Annotated in this window: 15 protein-coding genes; 4 read left to right on the forward strand and 11 right to left on the reverse strand. The window is 64.7% G+C overall.

Annotated elements, in window-relative coordinates:
- Positions 1 to 7: 7 nt before the first annotated feature.
- From ACZYTC_RS01455 to ACZYTC_RS01475, 5 genes are all read right to left on the reverse strand, one after another.
- On the reverse strand, positions 8 to 472 hold the full coding sequence (locus tag ACZYTC_RS01455) for an META domain-containing protein (protein WP_434957846.1): 465 nt from the start codon (positions 470 to 472) through the stop codon (positions 8 to 10).
- Positions 473 to 636: 164 nt separating this feature from the next.
- Positions 637 to 1,074, reverse strand: a complete 438-nt coding sequence (locus ACZYTC_RS01460; protein ID WP_434957845.1) for an arsenate-mycothiol transferase ArsC — start codon at positions 1,072 to 1,074, stop codon at positions 637 to 639.
- 3 nt (positions 1,075 to 1,077) lie between these two features.
- On the reverse strand, positions 1,078 to 1,566 hold the full coding sequence (locus tag ACZYTC_RS01465; protein ID WP_434957844.1) for a UPF0262 family protein: 489 nt from the start codon (positions 1,564 to 1,566) through the stop codon (positions 1,078 to 1,080).
- Positions 1,567 to 1,808: 242 nt separating this feature from the next.
- A complete protein-coding gene (gene hisD, locus ACZYTC_RS01470) occupies positions 1,809 to 3,104 on the reverse strand; it encodes a histidinol dehydrogenase (protein ID WP_488988745.1) in 1,296 nt (431 codons plus the stop codon).
- Between the two features lie 100 nt (positions 3,105 to 3,204).
- Positions 3,205 to 3,645: a DUF2948 family protein gene (locus ACZYTC_RS01475; protein ID WP_434957842.1), complete on the reverse strand. Its 441-nt coding sequence runs from the start codon at positions 3,643 to 3,645 to the stop codon at positions 3,205 to 3,207.
- A gap of 178 nt (positions 3,646 to 3,823) precedes the next feature.
- Between ACZYTC_RS01475 and ACZYTC_RS01480 the strand changes: the two genes are divergently transcribed.
- The 3 genes from ACZYTC_RS01480 to ACZYTC_RS01490 are packed head-to-tail and all read left to right on the forward strand — an operon-like array spanning position 3,824 to position 6,548.
- Entirely contained in the window at positions 3,824 to 5,521 is a 1,698-nt protein-coding gene (locus ACZYTC_RS01480; RefSeq protein ID WP_488988746.1) for a thiamine pyrophosphate-binding protein, read from the forward strand.
- Positions 5,518 to 5,919 carry a c-type cytochrome gene (locus tag ACZYTC_RS01485; protein ID WP_488988747.1) on the forward strand — a complete coding sequence of 134 codons (402 nt, stop codon included), beginning with the start codon at positions 5,518 to 5,520 and terminating at the stop codon, positions 5,917 to 5,919. The genes ACZYTC_RS01480 and ACZYTC_RS01485 overlap by 4 nt, the downstream gene beginning before the upstream one ends.
- Positions 5,916 to 6,548, forward strand: a complete 633-nt coding sequence (locus ACZYTC_RS01490; RefSeq protein WP_488988748.1) for a hypothetical protein — start codon at positions 5,916 to 5,918, stop codon at positions 6,546 to 6,548. The genes ACZYTC_RS01485 and ACZYTC_RS01490 overlap by 4 nt, the downstream gene beginning before the upstream one ends.
- 23 nt (positions 6,549 to 6,571) lie before the next feature.
- Here the strand turns inward: ACZYTC_RS01490 and ACZYTC_RS01495 are convergent, their stop codons facing one another.
- Positions 6,572 to 7,258: a Crp/Fnr family transcriptional regulator gene (locus tag ACZYTC_RS01495; RefSeq protein ID WP_434957837.1), complete on the reverse strand. Its 687-nt coding sequence runs from the start codon at positions 7,256 to 7,258 to the stop codon at positions 6,572 to 6,574.
- Positions 7,259 to 7,652: 394 nt separating this feature from the next.
- Between ACZYTC_RS01495 and ACZYTC_RS01500 the strand changes: the two genes are divergently transcribed.
- The gene (locus tag ACZYTC_RS01500) at positions 7,653 to 8,855 is read left to right on the forward strand and encodes a D-alanine--D-alanine ligase (RefSeq protein WP_488988749.1); all 1,203 of its coding nucleotides are present in this window, start codon (positions 7,653 to 7,655) and stop codon (positions 8,853 to 8,855) included.
- An 89-nt stretch (positions 8,856 to 8,944) separates the two neighbouring features.
- On the opposite strand, the gene ACZYTC_RS01505 is transcribed toward ACZYTC_RS01500, so the two are convergent.
- The 5 genes from ACZYTC_RS01505 to ACZYTC_RS01525 all read right to left on the reverse strand — a co-directional run bounded on the left by ACZYTC_RS01505 (position 8,945) and on the right by ACZYTC_RS01525 (position 17,076).
- Entirely contained in the window at positions 8,945 to 11,698 is a 2,754-nt protein-coding gene (locus ACZYTC_RS01505; RefSeq protein ID WP_488988750.1) for a molybdopterin-dependent oxidoreductase, read from the reverse strand.
- A gap of 11 nt (positions 11,699 to 11,709) precedes the next feature.
- A complete protein-coding gene (locus tag ACZYTC_RS01510; protein WP_481272824.1) occupies positions 11,710 to 12,540 on the reverse strand; it encodes an FAD binding domain-containing protein in 831 nt (276 codons plus the stop codon).
- 117 nt (positions 12,541 to 12,657) lie between these two features.
- Complete coding sequence (locus ACZYTC_RS01515; RefSeq protein WP_441770300.1) at positions 12,658 to 13,605, reverse strand: choline ABC transporter substrate-binding protein; 948 nt, start codon at positions 13,603 to 13,605, stop codon at positions 12,658 to 12,660.
- A gap of 315 nt (positions 13,606 to 13,920) precedes the next feature.
- On the reverse strand, positions 13,921 to 15,120 hold the full coding sequence (locus ACZYTC_RS01520; protein ID WP_434957832.1) for an amidohydrolase family protein: 1,200 nt from the start codon (positions 15,118 to 15,120) through the stop codon (positions 13,921 to 13,923).
- Between the two features lie 111 nt (positions 15,121 to 15,231).
- Positions 15,232 to 17,076: a monovalent cation:proton antiporter-2 (CPA2) family protein gene (locus tag ACZYTC_RS01525; RefSeq protein ID WP_434957831.1), complete on the reverse strand. Its 1,845-nt coding sequence runs from the start codon at positions 17,074 to 17,076 to the stop codon at positions 15,232 to 15,234.
- Positions 17,077 to 17,126 lie beyond the last annotated feature (50 nt).

The following is a 17,126-nucleotide window of genomic DNA, read 5'->3' on the forward strand; positions in this document are numbered from 1 at the left end:
CCCGGGCTTACGCCGCCGGCTGGAACTTCATCTCGCCATAGGGGCCACGCAGGATCAGCGTGTAGCCGTCATAGGACCAATCGGTCGAGGTGCGCATCACGAACAGGAAGACCTGCTCGTTGTGCATCAGGCGATCGGCGCATTTGCGCTTGCTGATCGCCACCGGGCCGATGGCCATGCGCTGGTCGGCGCGTGGAATGATGGTGGCGGACCAGTTGTTGCACGCCGAAAACCCGGTGCCGCGATAGCTGTCCGAGACCAGGATGGTCGGCCGGTCGTCCTTGAAGGTCTGATCCTTGTAGGAGATCGCCGCGAAGGTCCGGTTCATCGGGAAGGGACGGGAGGCCTTGCTGTCCATGGGCTTGGGCAAAGTCGGCGGCACATTGTTCGGCGGCACCGAACCGAACATCGAACAACTCGACAGGGTAACGGCCGACAGGGCGGCAAGGACAAGGGAACGCAGAACGCGCATCAAAACCTCCGGTTCATTGCTGCGCACGATAGAGGCGGAGCTGAAAAATCGCAACGCGGCTTATACATGATACACGCGTTGGAGAGAAAGATGTTCCCGGGCGCGAAACTGTATCTTGTGGAACAGGCCGTGAGGCAGGGCAACAGTGGCGGAGTGAGGCGGCGTCAGCCTAGTCTGTGAGTGATCTTGTCGATCAGGCTTTCGCGCAGGGCGCGATAGGCATCGAGCTTCTGCTCGCGGTTGCCGCTGGCGAGGCTGGGGTCCGGGGTCGGCCAATATTCGACGTCGGCGGCCAGAGTGCGCGTGAGGTCGAGCGCCTTGTGGTGAGCCTGCGGGGCGAGGGTGATGATCAGGTCGAAGTTCAGTCCTTCCAGTTCTTCCAGATCCTCGAAGCTCTGGGGGCGGTGCTTGCCGAGTGAGATGCCGATTTCGTCCAGCGCGGCGGCGACGAAAGGGTCCGGCTCGCCCGGGCGCACGCCCGCCGAGCCGAAGAAGATGGAGCGCCCGAAATAATAGCGCCCGATCGCCTCCGCCATGGGCGAGCGGACGACATTATGCGCGCAGGCGAACAGGACCGACTGTGGACGGCGGCCCTCCTTCACGCCTCAGCCTTTCCAGTAGAGAGCGGAAACAAGAGTGAACAGCCGCCTTGCGGTGGAAAGATCGAGGGCGATCTTGCCGGCCAGCCTTTCGCGCAGGATCTCCGATCCTTCATTGTGCAGGCCGCGCCGGGCCATGTCGATCGTTTCGATCTGGGAGGGCGTGGCGCTGCGGATGGCGGCGTAATAGCTGTCGCAGATGGTGAAATAGTCGCGCACTACGCGCCGCAGCGGCGTGAGCGAGAGGATATGCACCACAACCGGCTGGCTGTCGGCATTGCGGATATCGAGGACGAGGCGGCCATCCTGCAAGGAGATATGCAGGCCGTAGGGCCCTGCGTCATAGCCGACCGGCGAGAACGCATTCTCCTCGATGAGGTCATAGGCGGCGACCCGCCGCTCATGTTCTTGATCCTGATTGCCGCGCCCGATGCTGCGCTCATCGAGATGAACGGCGATCAACCGGCAGGTGGGGCTGAATTCCTCATTGTCCATGGCATCTCATAGCACGGTGCATGGGCTCTCATAGAGCAAAGCGCGGTCAAACGGAACGTGGCTTCGCGTCAGCCTGGAGTTGTTGTCCAGAAATAACTGAAACGCCGCTTTGTCATGCCCGGGCTTGATCCGGGCATCGAGCGGCCCCGTCTTCCATGCCCGGAAGGAGGGCTGGATTGCCGGGTCAAGCCCGGCAATGACAAAGGTCGAGCCAATTCGGCCCGTTTATTGCCCGACGAATCTCAAAGGCGATTGCTGCGGATCGAGACCGAACGCGCATGGGCGGCAAGCCCTTCCGCCTCGCCGAGCGCGATCGCGGCCGGGCCGAGAGCCGCAAGCTGCTCGGGCCCGCATTTCAGGATGGAGGTGCGCTTCATGAAGTCGAGCACGCCCAGGCCCGAGGAGAATTTGGCCGAGCGGGCCGTGGGCAGCACGTGATTGGAGCCGCCGACATAATCGCCGATCGCCTCGGGCGTGTGGCCACCGAGGAAGATGGCGCCGGCATTGCGGATGCGGCCCGCGAGGACCTCGGCATCGCGGGTGACGATCTCCAGATGCTCGGCGGCGAGACGGTCGGCCAAGGGCGGAGCCTCGTCCAGCGAGGAGAGGGTGATCAGGGCGCCGTAGTCGCGCCAACTCGCCCCGGCGATCTCGGCGCGGGGTAACGTGGCAAGCTGGGCTTCCACCTCGCGCTCCACCGCCTCCGCCAGCGCAGGGCTGTCGGTGAGCAGGATCGATTGGGAGGCGCTGTCATGCTCGGCCTGGGCCAGCAGGTCGGCGGCGATCCAGGCCGGATTGGCGCTGTCGTCTGCGATCACCAGCACCTCGGAGGGGCCAGCGATCATGTCGATGCCGACATGACCGAAGACACGGCGCTTGGCGGCGGCGACATAGGCATTGCCGGGCCCGGTGATCTTGGCGACCGGCGCGATGGTCCGGGTGCCATAGGCCAGCGCGGCGACGGCCTGGGCGCCGCCGATGCGATAGACTTCGTCGACCTCGGCGAGCTTCGCTGCTGCGAGCACCAGTGGGTTAAGGACGCCTCCGGGGCTCGGCACCACCATCACCAGGCGGGGGCAACCTGCGACCTTGGCCGGAATGGCGTTCATCAAGACGGAGGAGGGGTAGGCGGCCGTGCCGCCCGGCACGTAGAGGCCGACGGCCTCGATCGCCGTCCAGCGCCAGCCGAGCTCCACGCCGAGCGCATCCTTGAACAGCGTGTCTACAGGCTTCTGGCGCTCATGGTAGGCGCGGATGCGGCTGGCGGCCAGTGCCAGGGCTTCGAGCGCACCGGCATCGCATTGGGCATGCGCCGCTTCGATCTCAGCCGTCGTGACACGCATGGTCTCGGCGCTGAGCGTCAGGCGATCGAAGCGGGCGGTATAGTCGATCACCGCCGCGTCGCCGCGCGCGACCACATCCTCGATGATGGCCTTGACGGAGGCGTCGACATCCTCCGAGATCTCACGCTTGGCGGCGAGAAGGGTGGCGAAGGCGTCGGCGAAATCGGCCTGGGCGCTGTGGAGCCGAACCGGCATGGCATTTCCTTGTGCGGCGGGAAGAACGAAAGGGGCGGGCCGCTAATGACAAGAAATGCCGGGGCGCTTCAAGAAAAATACGTCGGCGAGGGACTTTGCCTCACACCCGCTCCGGTGGCGGGGAGCCACAGGGCCAGGCCGGGCCGAGATCGGACATCGCCGCTTCCAGACATTCCACTTCGAGGCGGATGGCGCCGCCGCCCTCGAAATAGAGGGTCACCAGCCCGGCTGGATCGTCGCTGACCTCGAAGGAGATCGAAAGCAGAACTGCCTTCTGGCCGGCGTTCTGCTCGAAATGCGAACGCTTGACCCCGAGAACCCGCTCGAAATGCAGGCCGGAGCGCCGCCTCGTGCGCTCACCACTCTGGGCACGGCACCAGTCATAGCGGTCCATCACCAAGGCGAAGCGCTTCTCGCGCGGCAACCAGGCGATTTCGGCCGGCACGACGGCCGCCTCCTGCAGATGGGTGGAGATGACCTCCAGGTCCTCTCCATCGAAGGCAAGCAGCTTGAGGGGTTCAGGCGACAACATGAGCTGCATGTAATGTTCCGCAGGCCTCGCGGCAAGAGGTCGCGGCGATCGAGGGCTCCAAGACACGCCTTCCGCAACAACGCTGGCGCCGATGGCAAGATGCCGAGACTGCCCGGAAGAATGGCGGTTCCACGAAGCTGATCCTCGGCGTATGACTCGGGCTGTTCATCCAAGAGTGCCAATGCCCATGTCGGTGTCCAAAGTAGAGCCCAGGTCCGAGTCTCAATCTCGCAATGGCGGCCGCCTGATCGTCGATGCACTGGTCGCGCAGCGTGTCGAACATGTCTTCTGCGTGCCGGGCGAATCCTATCTTGCCGTGCTCGATGCCCTCCATGATGCCCCGATCGACGTCACCGTCTGTCGCCAGGAGGGGGGCGCGGCGATGATGGCGGAAGCGGTCGGCAAGCTCACCGGCAGGCCCGGCATCTGCATGGTGACGCGCGGGCCCGGCGCCACCAATGCCTCCCATGGCGTGCATATCGCCATGCAGGATTCCACGCCGATGATTCTCTTCATCGGCCAGATCGAGACGGGCATGCGCGAGCGTGAAGCCTTCCAGGAGGTCGACTACAAGGCCTTCTTCGGCTCGATGGCCAAATGGGTGGTCGAGATCGACAAGGCAGAGCGCATTCCCGAACTGGTGACCCGCGCGTTCCGCGTCGCCATGCAAGGCCGCCCCGGCCCGGTGGTGATCGCCCTGCCGGAGGACATGCTGGTCGAAACAGCCACGGTTGCCGACGCCGCTTTCGTCGAGCCGGTTCAGACCTATCCCGGCCAGGCCGAGATGGCGCGCCTCGAGGGCCTGCTCGGGGAGGCGAAAAATCCCTTCCTGATCGTCGGCGGGTCGGGCTGGTCTGATGAGGCGGTGGTTGATCTCACCCGCTTCGCCGAGCGCTTCGACCTGCCTGTCGGCACCTCCTTCCGGCGCCAGATGCTGTTTCCGGCCGACCATCCCAATTATGCCGGCGATGTCGGCATCGGCCCCAATCCAAAGCTCGCCCAGCGTATCAAGGAGGCCGACCTCCTGATCCTGGCCGGCGGACGGCTTTCGGAAATGCCGTCTTCTTCCTATTCGCTGGTCGATATTCCTACCCCGCGCCAGCGCCTGGTGCATATCCATGCCGGTGCCGAGGAACTGGGACGGGTCTACCAGCCCACGCTCGCCATCCATGCGACGGCCCAGGCCTTCGCCGCAGCCTTGGACGGGCTTCAGCCCTCGGGCAGCCTGTCCTGGTCGGGACAGACGCGCCAGGCGAACCGGGACTTCCACGACTGGACCGACGAGCCCAAGCCCATTCCCGGCATGTTCCAATATGGCGAGGCGCTGCTCTGGCTGCGTGACCGCCTGCCCGAGGACACGGTAATCTGCAACGGCGCCGGCAATTATGCCATCTGGGTGCAACGCTATCTGCGCTTCCGCCGCTTCGGCACGCAGCTTGCGCCGACATCGGGCTCGATGGGCTATGGCGTGCCTGCTGCGGTGGCGGCCAAGGCGTTCGACCGTTCGAAAACGGTGGTCTGTTTCGCCGGCGACGGCTGCTTTATGATGAACGGCCAGGAATTCGCCACCGCCGTGCAGTATGACCTGCCGATCATCGTGGTCGTCGTCGACAACGGCATGTACGGCACCATCCGCATGCATCAGGAACGGGAATTCCCTGGGCGGGTCTCGGCGACGAAGCTCAGGAATCCGGACTTTGCCGCCTATGCGCTCGCCTTTGGCGGCCATGGCGAGACCGTGACGACGGCGGCCGAATTCGGTCCGGCCTTCGAGCGGGCGGCGGCCTCCGGCAAGCCCGCCATCCTGCATTGCCGCATGGATCCGGAGGCGATCACGCCGATGACTACCATCGCAAGGATCCGCGAGCAGGCGCTGGCGAAATGAGAGGTTCTTCCTGGGACCGTCGGCTTCCAGGGCTTATCGCCCTTCTTCTTCTGTCATCGCCTGCCTTTGCCGGCGATGCCGTGAAAGGCAAGGCTGGCTTTGCCCGTTGCGCGGCCTGCCATCGGGTCGGCGAGGGCGCCAAGAACGTGGTCGGACCCCAACTCAACGGCATTGTCGGACGCCCCGCCGCCTCCGCGCCGGATTATGTCTATTCGCAAGCGCTGAAGACGTCGGGCAAGATTTGGGACGAGGCCTCCTTGCGCCTCTTCCTTGCCCACCCTTCGGCTGTCGTTCCCGGTACCAAGATGACCTTTGCCGGTATTCGCGATGACGCGACGGTGGATGATGTCATCGCCTATCTCGCGACCTTCGACGCGGAAGGAAAAGCCAAGCCATGAGCCGTCCGCTCCAGAATCGCGTCACGCCATTCGGTGAGATCGTTGCCATGACGGCACGTGGCACGATGATGGGCATTCGCGGAGGCCGCATCCATGACGAGACCAAGCGCCTGACGCGCCGGCGCTGGACCTCCAAGCGCTGGATCTGCTGCGAGCTCTCTTTCAAGGGGCGCTGGCGGGAGGTCATGGGCCCCGGCTACACGCATTTGTTCTTCCTGGATGAGGTTACGGCATTGGCCGCCGGGCATCGCCCCTGTTTCGAATGCCGCCGCCCTGACGCGCTGGCCTACCAGGCTGCCTTTCCCGAGCAGGGAGCGGGTGCCGATCGCATGGACGAGATCTTGCATGCCGAGCGTCTCGCTGAACATCGGTTGGAAGACAGCGGGGACCTCCCCGACGGTGCCGTCTGGGCCGATGGCAAGGATGCCTTCACCCGGCGCGAGGGCAGAGTGCTGCACTGGTCGCCCGAAGGCTGGCACGCCGTCCAATGGCAGGATCGACCGGCTCGGCTGCTGACCCCGCCGGCCAGCGTCGCGGCGCTCCGCAACGGCTTCAAGCCGAGATGGCATCATGCGGAGGGCGGGTCTTCAGACCCGACAGGAGTCGTTGCGCCGGCTGGTAAGGATTAGGCGGGCCTGAAGACCCGCGCCCCTTAATCTGCCAGCGCTGCCGAAATCCGCTTGTTCAGTTCTTCCGGATTGACCAAGGCGAGGGCTCCGCGGGTCTTGCTGACCAAGCCTTCCTTCTCCAGCGCCGAAAGTTCGCGGGAAACGGCTTCGCGGCGGCAGCCGATGCGGGCGGCGAGGTCGTGATGGAAGGGGGGCGGTGAGAGCACGCGCTGTCCGGGATGACTCGCGCGGGGCTGCGAGAGGCGGATGAGTTCGGCATAGAGCCGGTGCTTGGTCTGCAGGAAGGAATGTTCGGCGAGCTTGGTGTTGAGGGCTCGCACGCGGCCGGCGAGCAGCAGCAGGATCTGCTTGCACACCGAGGCGTTCTGCGTGAGCATCTCCATGAAGACCGGTCCGGAGATGATACACATCTGCGAGCGGTTGAGCGCGGTGACGTTGGCCGAGCGCCCGACACCGTCGATGGCCGACAATTCCCCGAAGAACTGCCCGCCGCCGAGTTCGGCCAGAATCACTTCCTTGCCGGTGATGGTGCGGTAGAGCACTCGCACCTTGCCGGAGAGCAGGAAATAGACGTCGTTGGAATTGTCGTCATAGTCGACGACGAGTTCGTTCTCTTCGAACTTGGCCCAGCGTACTCGGCCGTCGAAGGCCTTGATCGTGGCTTCGTCCAACGATTGGAACAATGGAATCTGAGACAGGGTATTCGACATCGTTCCTCCGCTGAAGCGCCTGCCGAGTCCGCCAAATCGCAAAGCGCTTCGGGATCGGAAAGGCGCGTTCATTCCATGAATGTCACGACCGGAATTCGATCGTGGCGGGCCTCCATCGCCGCGCAAAGTGCTTCATGGCGCGCCTCGTGGCAAGCCCGGGCACCCAAGATCGCCGCTACCGGTGTACCAGCCACAGAATTTCCATGGAACGGCAACAGGATCGCGATTTGCCTCGTCGCTTGCAGCACCTTATTTTCGAGGCAACGATTCGGTTCAATCTCTGGAGCAAAGTGCGTTTAAGCGGAAGCGCACTTTTGCTCTCCCTCTTTGTTCGAACGCGTCTTTGCGATTCCTGGCGATTCCGCCAAATCGCAAAACGCTATAAGGAAATACGATGTCGAAAACGCGCGTCGCGGTACTGTTCGGTGGGCGCTCGCCGGAGCATGACGTCTCCATCGTTTCAGGTCTGCAGGCGCTCAACGCGCTCGACAGCTCGAAATATGAGGGTTTTCCCGTGTATATCGCGGGGGACGGTGCCTGGTTCACCGGCGATGCACTGCGCAATCGTGCGAACTACATCCCGGATGAGGAAGCACGGCGCGCGCTGACGCGGGTCGATCTCGACCTGTCGGCTGGCAAGGGGCTTCTGGTTCCGCGCGGCAAGACGGGGCTTTTTGCCAAGAAGCCCGAGCCGATCGAGTTCGACGTCGCCCTGCTCGCCTTCCACGGCAATATCGGCGAGGACGGCCAGATCCAGGGCGTGTTCGAGACGGCGAACGTGCCCTATACCGGCGCCCGCACCATGGCTTCGGCCATCCTGATGGACAAGGCCATTACCAAGCGGGCCTTTGCCGGGCGCGGCATCGTCATGCTCCCGGATGTGGTGGTCTCGCGTCCCGCGACCGGCCTGGTGCCTGACAAGGCGGGCCTGGAAGCCGCGCTCAAGAACATCGCCTTCCCGGTGATCGTCAAGCCGGCGCATCTGGGCTCCTCGATCGGCGTCGCCAGGGCTGAGGACGTCGACACCGTGCGCCAGGTGCTGCCCGGCATCTTCAAGTTCGACACCCACGCGATCATCGAGCCTTTCGTCGAGAATCTGGTCGAATACAATGTCGCCGTGCGCCGCGAGAAGGGCGAGATCGTCACCTCGGCCATCGAGCGGCCGAAGCGCCAGAGCGACCTGCTCGACTTCAAGACCAAATACATGTCCGGTGGCTCCAAGAAGACCGGCGGCAGCAAGCAGCCGGGGGCTTCGAGCCAGGGCATGCTGTCGCTGACGCGCGACATCAATCCCGAACTGCCGGCGGCGCTGGAGAACAATATCCGGCAATGGGCAACGGACGCCTTCGATGCCGTGAACGGCACCGGCGCGCCGCGCATCGACTTCCTGTCCAATGAACGGACCGGCGAGGTCTGGCTCAACGAGGTCAATCCCTGCCCGGGCTCCTTCGGCTATTTCCTCTGGGAGGCTGCGGCCAAGCCGGTGCTGTTCACAGCTTTGCTCGACCAGCTCATCGAGGAGGCCAAGGCCTGCCATCGCGCCGCCCAACTGCCTGGTGATCCTACGCCGGCGGATGCGCGCCTGTTCAAGCGGTGATTTGGAGCGCGGACGTTCCGTCCGCCCTTTTTTCTCCACACGCGTGATGTTTCCAAGAGCGGGCAAGATGCCCGCGCACCCGGGAAATCCTATTTCGGGACTGGAAGTCCGCGCTCCAAGATCGCCGCCCGTACCCGGTCCGGTGTCGCCGGAACTCGGCGCAGCCTGATCCCTGCCGCATCGTGCAGGGCGTTGAGGATAGCTGGCGCGGTGGGAATGAGAGCCTGCTCGCCGACGCCCTTGGCACCGAACGGACCGACAGGTGAGGCATCCTCGATCAGGATCGTCTCCACCGGGGGAACGTCGCCGATGGTGGGGATGAGATAATCGTGCAGGTTCTCGCCACGGCCGGGATGGAACTCCTCCATCAGGGCCAGGCCGAGGCCCTGGGCGACGCCGCCTTCGATCTGGCCCTCCACCAGGGTCGGATTGATGGCGCGGCCGACATCATGGCTGGCGGTGATCTTCAGGACCTTGATCGTGCCGAGCTCGCAATCGACCTCGATCTCCGCCATATGGGCGCCGAAGCCGTAGAGAGCATAGGGGTCGCCCTGGCCATCCGCGTCGAGGGGGCTGGTGGGCGGATCGAAGGTCTGTTCGGTGGAGAGGGCATAACCGAGCTCGTTGGTCGGCAGGTCCGCCAGAGCGAGCGTGCGCACCCTTTCGCCGTCTTCCACCGTGAGCACGGCATCCCCGAAGCGGATCGTGGCAGTCTCGCCGGCATTGGTCTGGCGCAGGATCTGCGCGCGCAGGTCCCGCCCCGCGAGTTCCGCCGCCTTGCCGGTGACGAAGGTCTGGCGAGAGGCCGAGGTCTTGCCGCAATCGGGCGAGAGGTCCGTATCGGCGGAGACGAGGTCGAAGGCCTCCACCGGCGCGCCAAGGGCCTGCGCGCAGATCTGGGGGATCACCGTGTTGGATCCCTGGCCGATATCGACGGCCCCCTGGTGCAATGCCAATCGCCCATCAGGTTTGAGGCCCAGCCGGATGGTGGAGGGATTGGGCAGGGAGGTGTTGCCGCAGCCATACCACATGCCGGCGATGCCCACGCCTCGCCGCAACGGGCCCGCCTGCGCGCCATTGAAGGCGGTGGCCTCCTCGCGGGCGCGCCGCCAGGGAGCGCGTAAAGCCTCCAGGCAGGCCTTGATGCCGACGCCCTTGCCAAGCACTTGGCCCGTCACGGTCGGCTGGTCATTGGTGAGGGCGTTGAGGATGCGAAATTCCAGCTTGTCGATACCGAGCCTGTCGGCAAGCTCGTCATAAAGCTGTTCCTGGGCGATCGAGGATTGCGGCACGCCGAAGCCGCGAAAGGCGCCTGCCGGCACCAGATGGGTGTGCACGGCCCTGGCGAGCGCACGATAATGCGGGATGTAATAGGGACCGGAGGCGTGCACCGGCACGCGGTTGGCCACCGTCGGGCCCCAGGAGGAATAGGCGCCGGTGTTGAAATCGCCGGAAAAGTCCATCGCGGTGAGCCTGCCCTCCCGCGAGGCGCCGATCCGCAGCTTCATCCGGGCCGGATGCCGCTTGGTGGTGGTGGCGATCGATTCGGAGCGCGAATAGACCATGCGGACGGGACGATCGAGCTGCCAGGCGGCGACGGCGATGAAGGGCTGGATCGACAGATCGAGCTTGGAGCCGAAGCCGCCGCCGACGGCGGTGGGGATGATGCGCACATTCTCCGGCGGGATGCCGAGGAGGCCGGCGACGTCGTCGCGATCCATATAAGGCGCCTGGGTACAGGCCTGGATCTCGATGCGGTCCCCCACGCGGCGGGCAAAGCCTGCTTCCGGTTCGATATAGGCATGTTCGACGAAGCCGGTCTCGAATTCACCTTCCACCACGACATCGGCCGCGGCAAGGGCGACTTCGACGTCACCGCGCACGACGCGGCCGCGGGTGAGGATGTTACCGGGGCGGGTTGGATGAAGGAGCTCGGTCGAGGCGAGGGCCTCGTCGATGGCCGTGAGGGCGGCGAGCGGCGTCCAGCTGACCGGGAAGGCCGAGAGGTCGAGCGCCTCGACGGCGGCCGGCTCACCCACCACGGCAGCGATGGCCTCGCCGCGAAAACGGGTTTCGCCGCTGGCGAAGACAGGCTGATCCGCAAAGGCCGGGATGACGCCGTAGCAATTGCGGCCGGGGACGTCCCGTGCCGTGAAGACCCTGAGGAGGCCGGGATGCGCGGCGAGGAAGGCGTCGATGTCACCGATCTCGAAGGCAGCGCGATGGTGAGGACTGCGTATGGCCCGTAGCGCCAGGACATCCCGGGGCTTCTCGTCCGCTCCGAAAATGTCACGCCCTTCCACCTTGGCAAGGCCGTCGAGACGATCGATGCGCGAGCCGACAGGGCCCTCGGAGCTGGAAGAAGCGGCGGTTGAAGAGCCACAGGCCACTTCGAGCACTGCGTCGATGATCTTGCGATAGCCGGTGCAGCGGCAGAGGACGCCGCCGAGCGCATCGGCGACAGCGCTTTCGGTGCACGCGCTGCCATCCTGCAGCAAAGCCGTTGCAGCCGTGAGCATGGCGGGCGTGCAGATGCCGCATTGGGCCGCGCCGTGCCGCAGGAAAGAGGCCTGCAAGGCCCGAGTGAGCGGGTTGCTGCGGGTCAGCCCTTCAATGGTATCGACCCGGCGTCCCTCGGCCTGAGCAACCGCAACCAGGCAGGAACAGGTCGCCTCGCCGTCGAGCAGGATCGTGCAGGCCCCACAGTCACCCGCGTCGCAGCCGACTTTGGTGCCCGTCAGCCCGAATGTCTCGCGCAGGACCTGACTGAGGCGGGCGCCGGGCGTCGCGGCGATGGTGGCGGCCCCGCCGTTGAGCGTGAAGCCGGGCAGCTTCTGGTCCATCCCGCCTCTCCTTATTGTAGGGCCGCATCGAGTGTACGGGCGATCAAGGTTCTCACCACATCCCGCCGATAGTCCGCGCTGGCTCTGACGTCGTCGATCGGTGCCAGGCCGGCGAGATGCTCCGGCCGGATCGCCGCACCCAGGCCAGGCTCCGCCTTGGTGCCGATCAGGGCAGTCTCCAGGGCGTTCAGGCGCCGGGCGACTTCCGAACAGGCGCCGACGGCAATACGTGCATCGCGAATGATACCCCTGTTATCGCAAGCGAGGATGACGGCAACCATCGCAATGGAGATGACCAGATATTTGCGGGCCCCGAGCTTCAGGAAGGCCGAGCGGGCCGTCTCGATGCAGCGCGGTACCAGGATGGCGCTCACCAATTCGTCGGGCCGTCGGGCCGTCTTGCGATAGCCCGTGATGAAATCGGCCAAAGGGAGTTCGCGTCTGCCCGCCGCCGAGCGCAGTTCGACGCGCGCATCGAGGGCGAGCAGAGGCGGTACGCCGTCCGCGGCCGGGGAGGCGTTGCATAGATTGCCGGCTATGGTTCCTGCATTCTGGATTTGGATTGCGCCGACTTCGCGGGCGGCTTGCTGCAGGGCGCGCAAGGCTGGCGGCAGCGTTGCCCTGGTGATGGTGGACCAACTGGTGCGCGCGCCGATGCGAATGACATCGGCGCCAAGATCGATGCCCGACAGGCCTTCGACGGCGGAAAGATCGAGCACGGGGCCAGTGAGCGGTCTGTCGCCGAGTGCGGGGAAGATGTCGGTGCCGCCGGCGAGAATACGCATCGGCTCGGCCGCGAGGGCCGCGCAGGCTTCGTTCACCGTTCTGGGGCGCAGATACATCCCACCTCGCGACGCAGTGAGAAATTGTTAGTGTACAAATAAATTATCGAGGTCCGGGGTCATGTCAAGTGAAGGTTGACGGATGGGAGCCGCGGACCCGCCCGTCAACGCCCAACCCTACAAACCGAGGCTTTTCCGCACAGCTGGCAATCCGGACTGCCCGCCAAAGGCGGTGACGCCGGCGAGCCAGGCTTCCAGCATAGCAGGATTAGCCTTGAGATATTTCTCCGCCGCCGTCGGGCCGTCCAGACCATCGCCGGTGATCATCTGCATCATCTGGTTTTCGAGTTCGACCGTGAACTTCAGATTGGCGATGAAACGGGCGGCATTCGGGCACTGTTCAGCCCAGCCAGCCCGCACATTGGTGTAAACGACGGCTTTGCCGTAATCAGGCCCGAAGGTATCGTCGCCGCCGGCAAGATAGCGGATCTTGAAGTTGACGTTCATCGGATGCGGCGCCCAGGCCAGGAATACCATGTCCTCATGGCGCGCGACGGCCCCCTGGAGTTGGGCCAGCATGCCCTGCTCGGAGGATTCGACCACCTGGAAGCCTTTCAGGCCGTTCTTGTTGGCGTCGATCAGGCCCTGCACCAGGCGATTGCCATTATTGCCCGGTTCGATGCCATAGAGCTTGCCTTGAAGGCTGTCCCGAAACCTGGCGATGTCGGCAAAGTCGTGCAGGCCCTTGTCATAGGTGTACTCGGGCACGGCAAGGGTATATTTCGCGCCCACCGGCAGATTGGCGCCGATGACCGTAATGGATTTGTCCTCAAGATAGGGCTTGCGGTCATTTTCCATGCTTGGTTGCCAGTCACCGAGATAGACGTCGATATCCTTGGCCTTCATCGAGGCATAGGTGACCGGGATGGAGAGTACGGTCGTCTCCGGCTGATAGCCCAGCCCCTTGAGGATGGATGAGGCGATGGCGGTGGTCGAGGTGATGTCGGTCCAGCCGACATCCGAGAACCGCACCGCCTTGCAGCTTTCCGGTTCGCCCGCAAAGGCAGGCGCGGAAAAGCCCACCAGCAGGCCGGCAATGGCGAATGCTTTACCAAGATAATTCATGTCACCCCTCCTGGGGCCAATAGGCCCTCATCCGTCATTGGCCCCGCCGCCCTACGTGGCGCGCTGGGACCCCGAACAGGGATGCAGGGGGAAGACAGGACATCGGGGGCGCGGGCCTTCAGCCAAGCACAGTACCCGCGTACCGACTATGTGACCGGGGGCACCCTTGTGGCACAGGACAAGGCACTGCTACGCTGAAGCGGGCCGTATTGGTGGCTCCGCCGTCGTTTCGATGAGAGCGGCGTTCGTCCGCCCGTAAGCAGAGTTTCTTGGCGAGGCCCGATCAGGAGGAATCTGCTTAGCCGCGACCGGCCGTCAAGCCCCCTCGATCACCGGCACCTTCGTCGCCGGCGGCGTGTTGCGGCTGCGCTGGGTGCGCACCACGCCGTCGATCACGGTCATGCCGATGCCGGGCAGGTCGCCGAACTCGATGCTTTCAAGCAGGTTCTTGCCCGCCGAATGCTGGGCCTTGTCCATCAGCACGAAATCTGCAGCCCGGCCCACTTCGATCAGACCGCAATCGAGGGAGCGCATGCGCGCGGTATTGCCGGTGGCAAAGCACAGGGCGATCTCTGCCGGCACATCGCCGAGCGAGGACAGCATCGAGACCATGCGCAGGATGCCGAGCGGCTGCACACCCGAGCCGGCCGGCGCATCCGTGCCGAGAATGACGCGTTCGAGCTGGTTCATCTCGCGCGCGGTGCGCAGCGTGTAGAGGGCGGCCCGTTCATTGCCATTGTGCACCAGTTCCAGGCCGCGGCCGCAGCCCTCGCAGATGCAGCGGATCTGGTCGAGGGGCAGGGCGGTATGCCCACCATTGATGTGGCCGATCACATCGGTGTCGGCCTCCAGCACGACGTCCTTGTCGATCAGGCCCGAACCGGGGATCGAGGGGCCACCGGTATGGATGGTCGACTGGATGCCGTATTTGCGGGCCCAGCCCACCATCCTGCGCGCGGTCGGGCCGTCCTTGACGCCGCCGAGACCGACTTCGCCGAGCAGTTTCACGCCGGCGGCGGCGAGTTCCCGGAAATCGTCCTCGACCATGTCGGGCTCGATCACCGGCGCACCGGCATGGATCTTCACGCCGCTGGGCCGGAAGGCCGAGAAGGTGCGCTGGGCATAAACAGCCATTGCCTTGAGGCCGATGACATCCCTGGGGCGGCCGGGCGTGTGCACCTCGCCGGCGGATATCATGGTGGTGACGCCGCCATGGAGGTTGGATTCGATCCAGCCGAGCTGGTTCTGCCGCGGCGTCCAATCCCCGGCGACGGGATGGACATGGCTGTCGATCAGGCCGGGTGTAACAGCGGTGCCGGAGGCGTCGATCACGCTGGCGGCGCCGGAAAGGTCGAGATCCCTCGCCTTGCCGATAGCGGCGATGCGGCCACCGACCGCCACGATCGTATCGGCATCGAGGATGGGATTGGCGATGTCACCGCTCAAGAGCAGGCCGATATTGCGGATGACAAGCTTGTCATTGGCACCGCCGGCCTTGGCTTCCTCATGCGCCATGATGCGCTCCTCCCGAATTGTTCAAGATCGTTAGTCTACAAACAATTTGGGAGAGCTCAAGCCTGTGCCCCACACAATCGCTGGCAAGGGAAGCAGCGATTGCGAGGGGTATCAGCCGGTCTCTTCGTCTTCCTTCGCTTCCTCTGCCGCGTCGATGGCTTCCTTGTTCAGGGTGACGCCAACCGTGTCCGGGCGTTCCAGCGGCTCGGGCTTCATCAGGCGCTTGGAATTGACCAGGTCCATGCCGGCATAGATGCCGCCTTGCTGCTGCGCCACGATGCGTCTTGCGTCGCGGTCACGCACGTCCTCGATGATCTCCTCGGCCTCGATATTGTCGATACCGAGGGCTTCCAGGGTTGATCGCCCGAAGGCGAGGGCGCTCTCATAGGTCTCGCGCATGTGGAAGTCGACGCCGGCGCTCAGCAGGGCCAGCACGTGCTGGCGATCATAGGCGCGGGAATAGACTTCGGTGAGCGGAAATTCGGCCTTGATCATTTCGACGATCTTCACCGCCGTGGCGCGGTCATCGATCGCCACGCAGATCACGCGGGCCTCGCCGGCCCCGGCCGCGCGCAGCACGTCCAGCCGGCCGCCATCGCCGAAATAGACCTTGGCACCGAAGCGGGCGGCGACGTCGATCATCTCGACATCCTTGTCGATGATGGTCGTCTCGATGTCGGCGGTGCGCAGGACCTGGGAGACGACCTGGCCAAAGCGGCCGAAGCCGATGACCAGGGCCTTGCCGTGAGCGTCGGAATAATCCTCCTCCCGGGTCAGCTCAGCCGGGGCGAAACGCGTGAGCAGGCGTTCGGATCCGGCTGCGATCAGGGGGCCGAACAGCATGGTGAATGCGGCCAATGCCTTGACGAATCCGGCCTGTTCGCCCTGGAGGAAGCCGTAGGAGAGCCCGAGCGGGATCAGCACGAAGGCGAATTCGCCGGCGGGCGAGAGCAGGATGCCGGAGCGGATGGCATCGAGCCTGGTGGAGCCGGTGAGGCGGAAGACGGCGGCGACCGAGACCGATTTGACCAGGATGAGGCCGAGGGCGGCGATCACCAAAGCCAGCCAGTGCTGCAGCACCAGCGCGCCATTGATGTCCATGCCCACGCTCATGAAGAACAGGCCGAGCAAGAGACCGCGGAAGGGCTCGATGTCGGCCTCGAGCTCGTGGCGGAAATTCGATTCGGCCAGCAGCACGCCGGCGAGAAAGGCGCCGAGCGCCATCGACATGCCCGCCCACTGCATCAGGAGGGCGGTGCCGAGCACCAGCAGCAGGGCCGCGGCCGTCATCACCTCGCGGGCATCGGTGGTGGCGAGGATGCGGAACAGCGGATTGAGCAGATAGCGGCCCGCCAGCACCACCACGGCAATCGAGCCGACCATGATGCCGGTGCGCAGCCAGCCGCCGCCTTCACTGGCGACGTGGCTGGCCTCGACGGCGAAAAGCGGGATGAGCGCCAGGATCGGCACCACCGACATATCCTGGAACAGCAGGACGGCGAAGCTGCGCTGGCCATAGGGTGCCTGCAATTCGCCGCGTTCGCCCAGAACCTGCAAGGCGATCGCCGTAGCGGAGAGAGCCAAGGCAATGCCGGTGAGCGCAGCTCCCATCACCGACAGACCGAATGCGTTGGCGATGCCGCCGATCACGAGGGCGCAGACCAGAAGCTGCAGGCCGCCGAGGCCGAAAATATCCTTGCGCATCGCCAGAAGGCGCGAGAGCTGCAACTCGAGCCCGATGACGAAAAGCAGCAGGACGATGCCAATCTCGCCGATATGCTGAATGGTGACGGTGTCGGTGAACAGCGCGAAGCCGGAGGGGCCGATGGCGAGCCCGGCGATCAGATAGCCGAGAATGGCGCCGAAACCGATGCGCTTGAAGATGGGTACCGCGACGACCGCGGCGCCGAGGAAGAGCAGAAGGCTGGGAAGAAAACTGGCGTTGGAATGTTCCATGAGCCTTCATGCAATTGGAGAGCGGTCAGGTCAATTCCTTGGGGACGACC

The organism is Labrys sp. F242 (assembly GCF_057813875.1).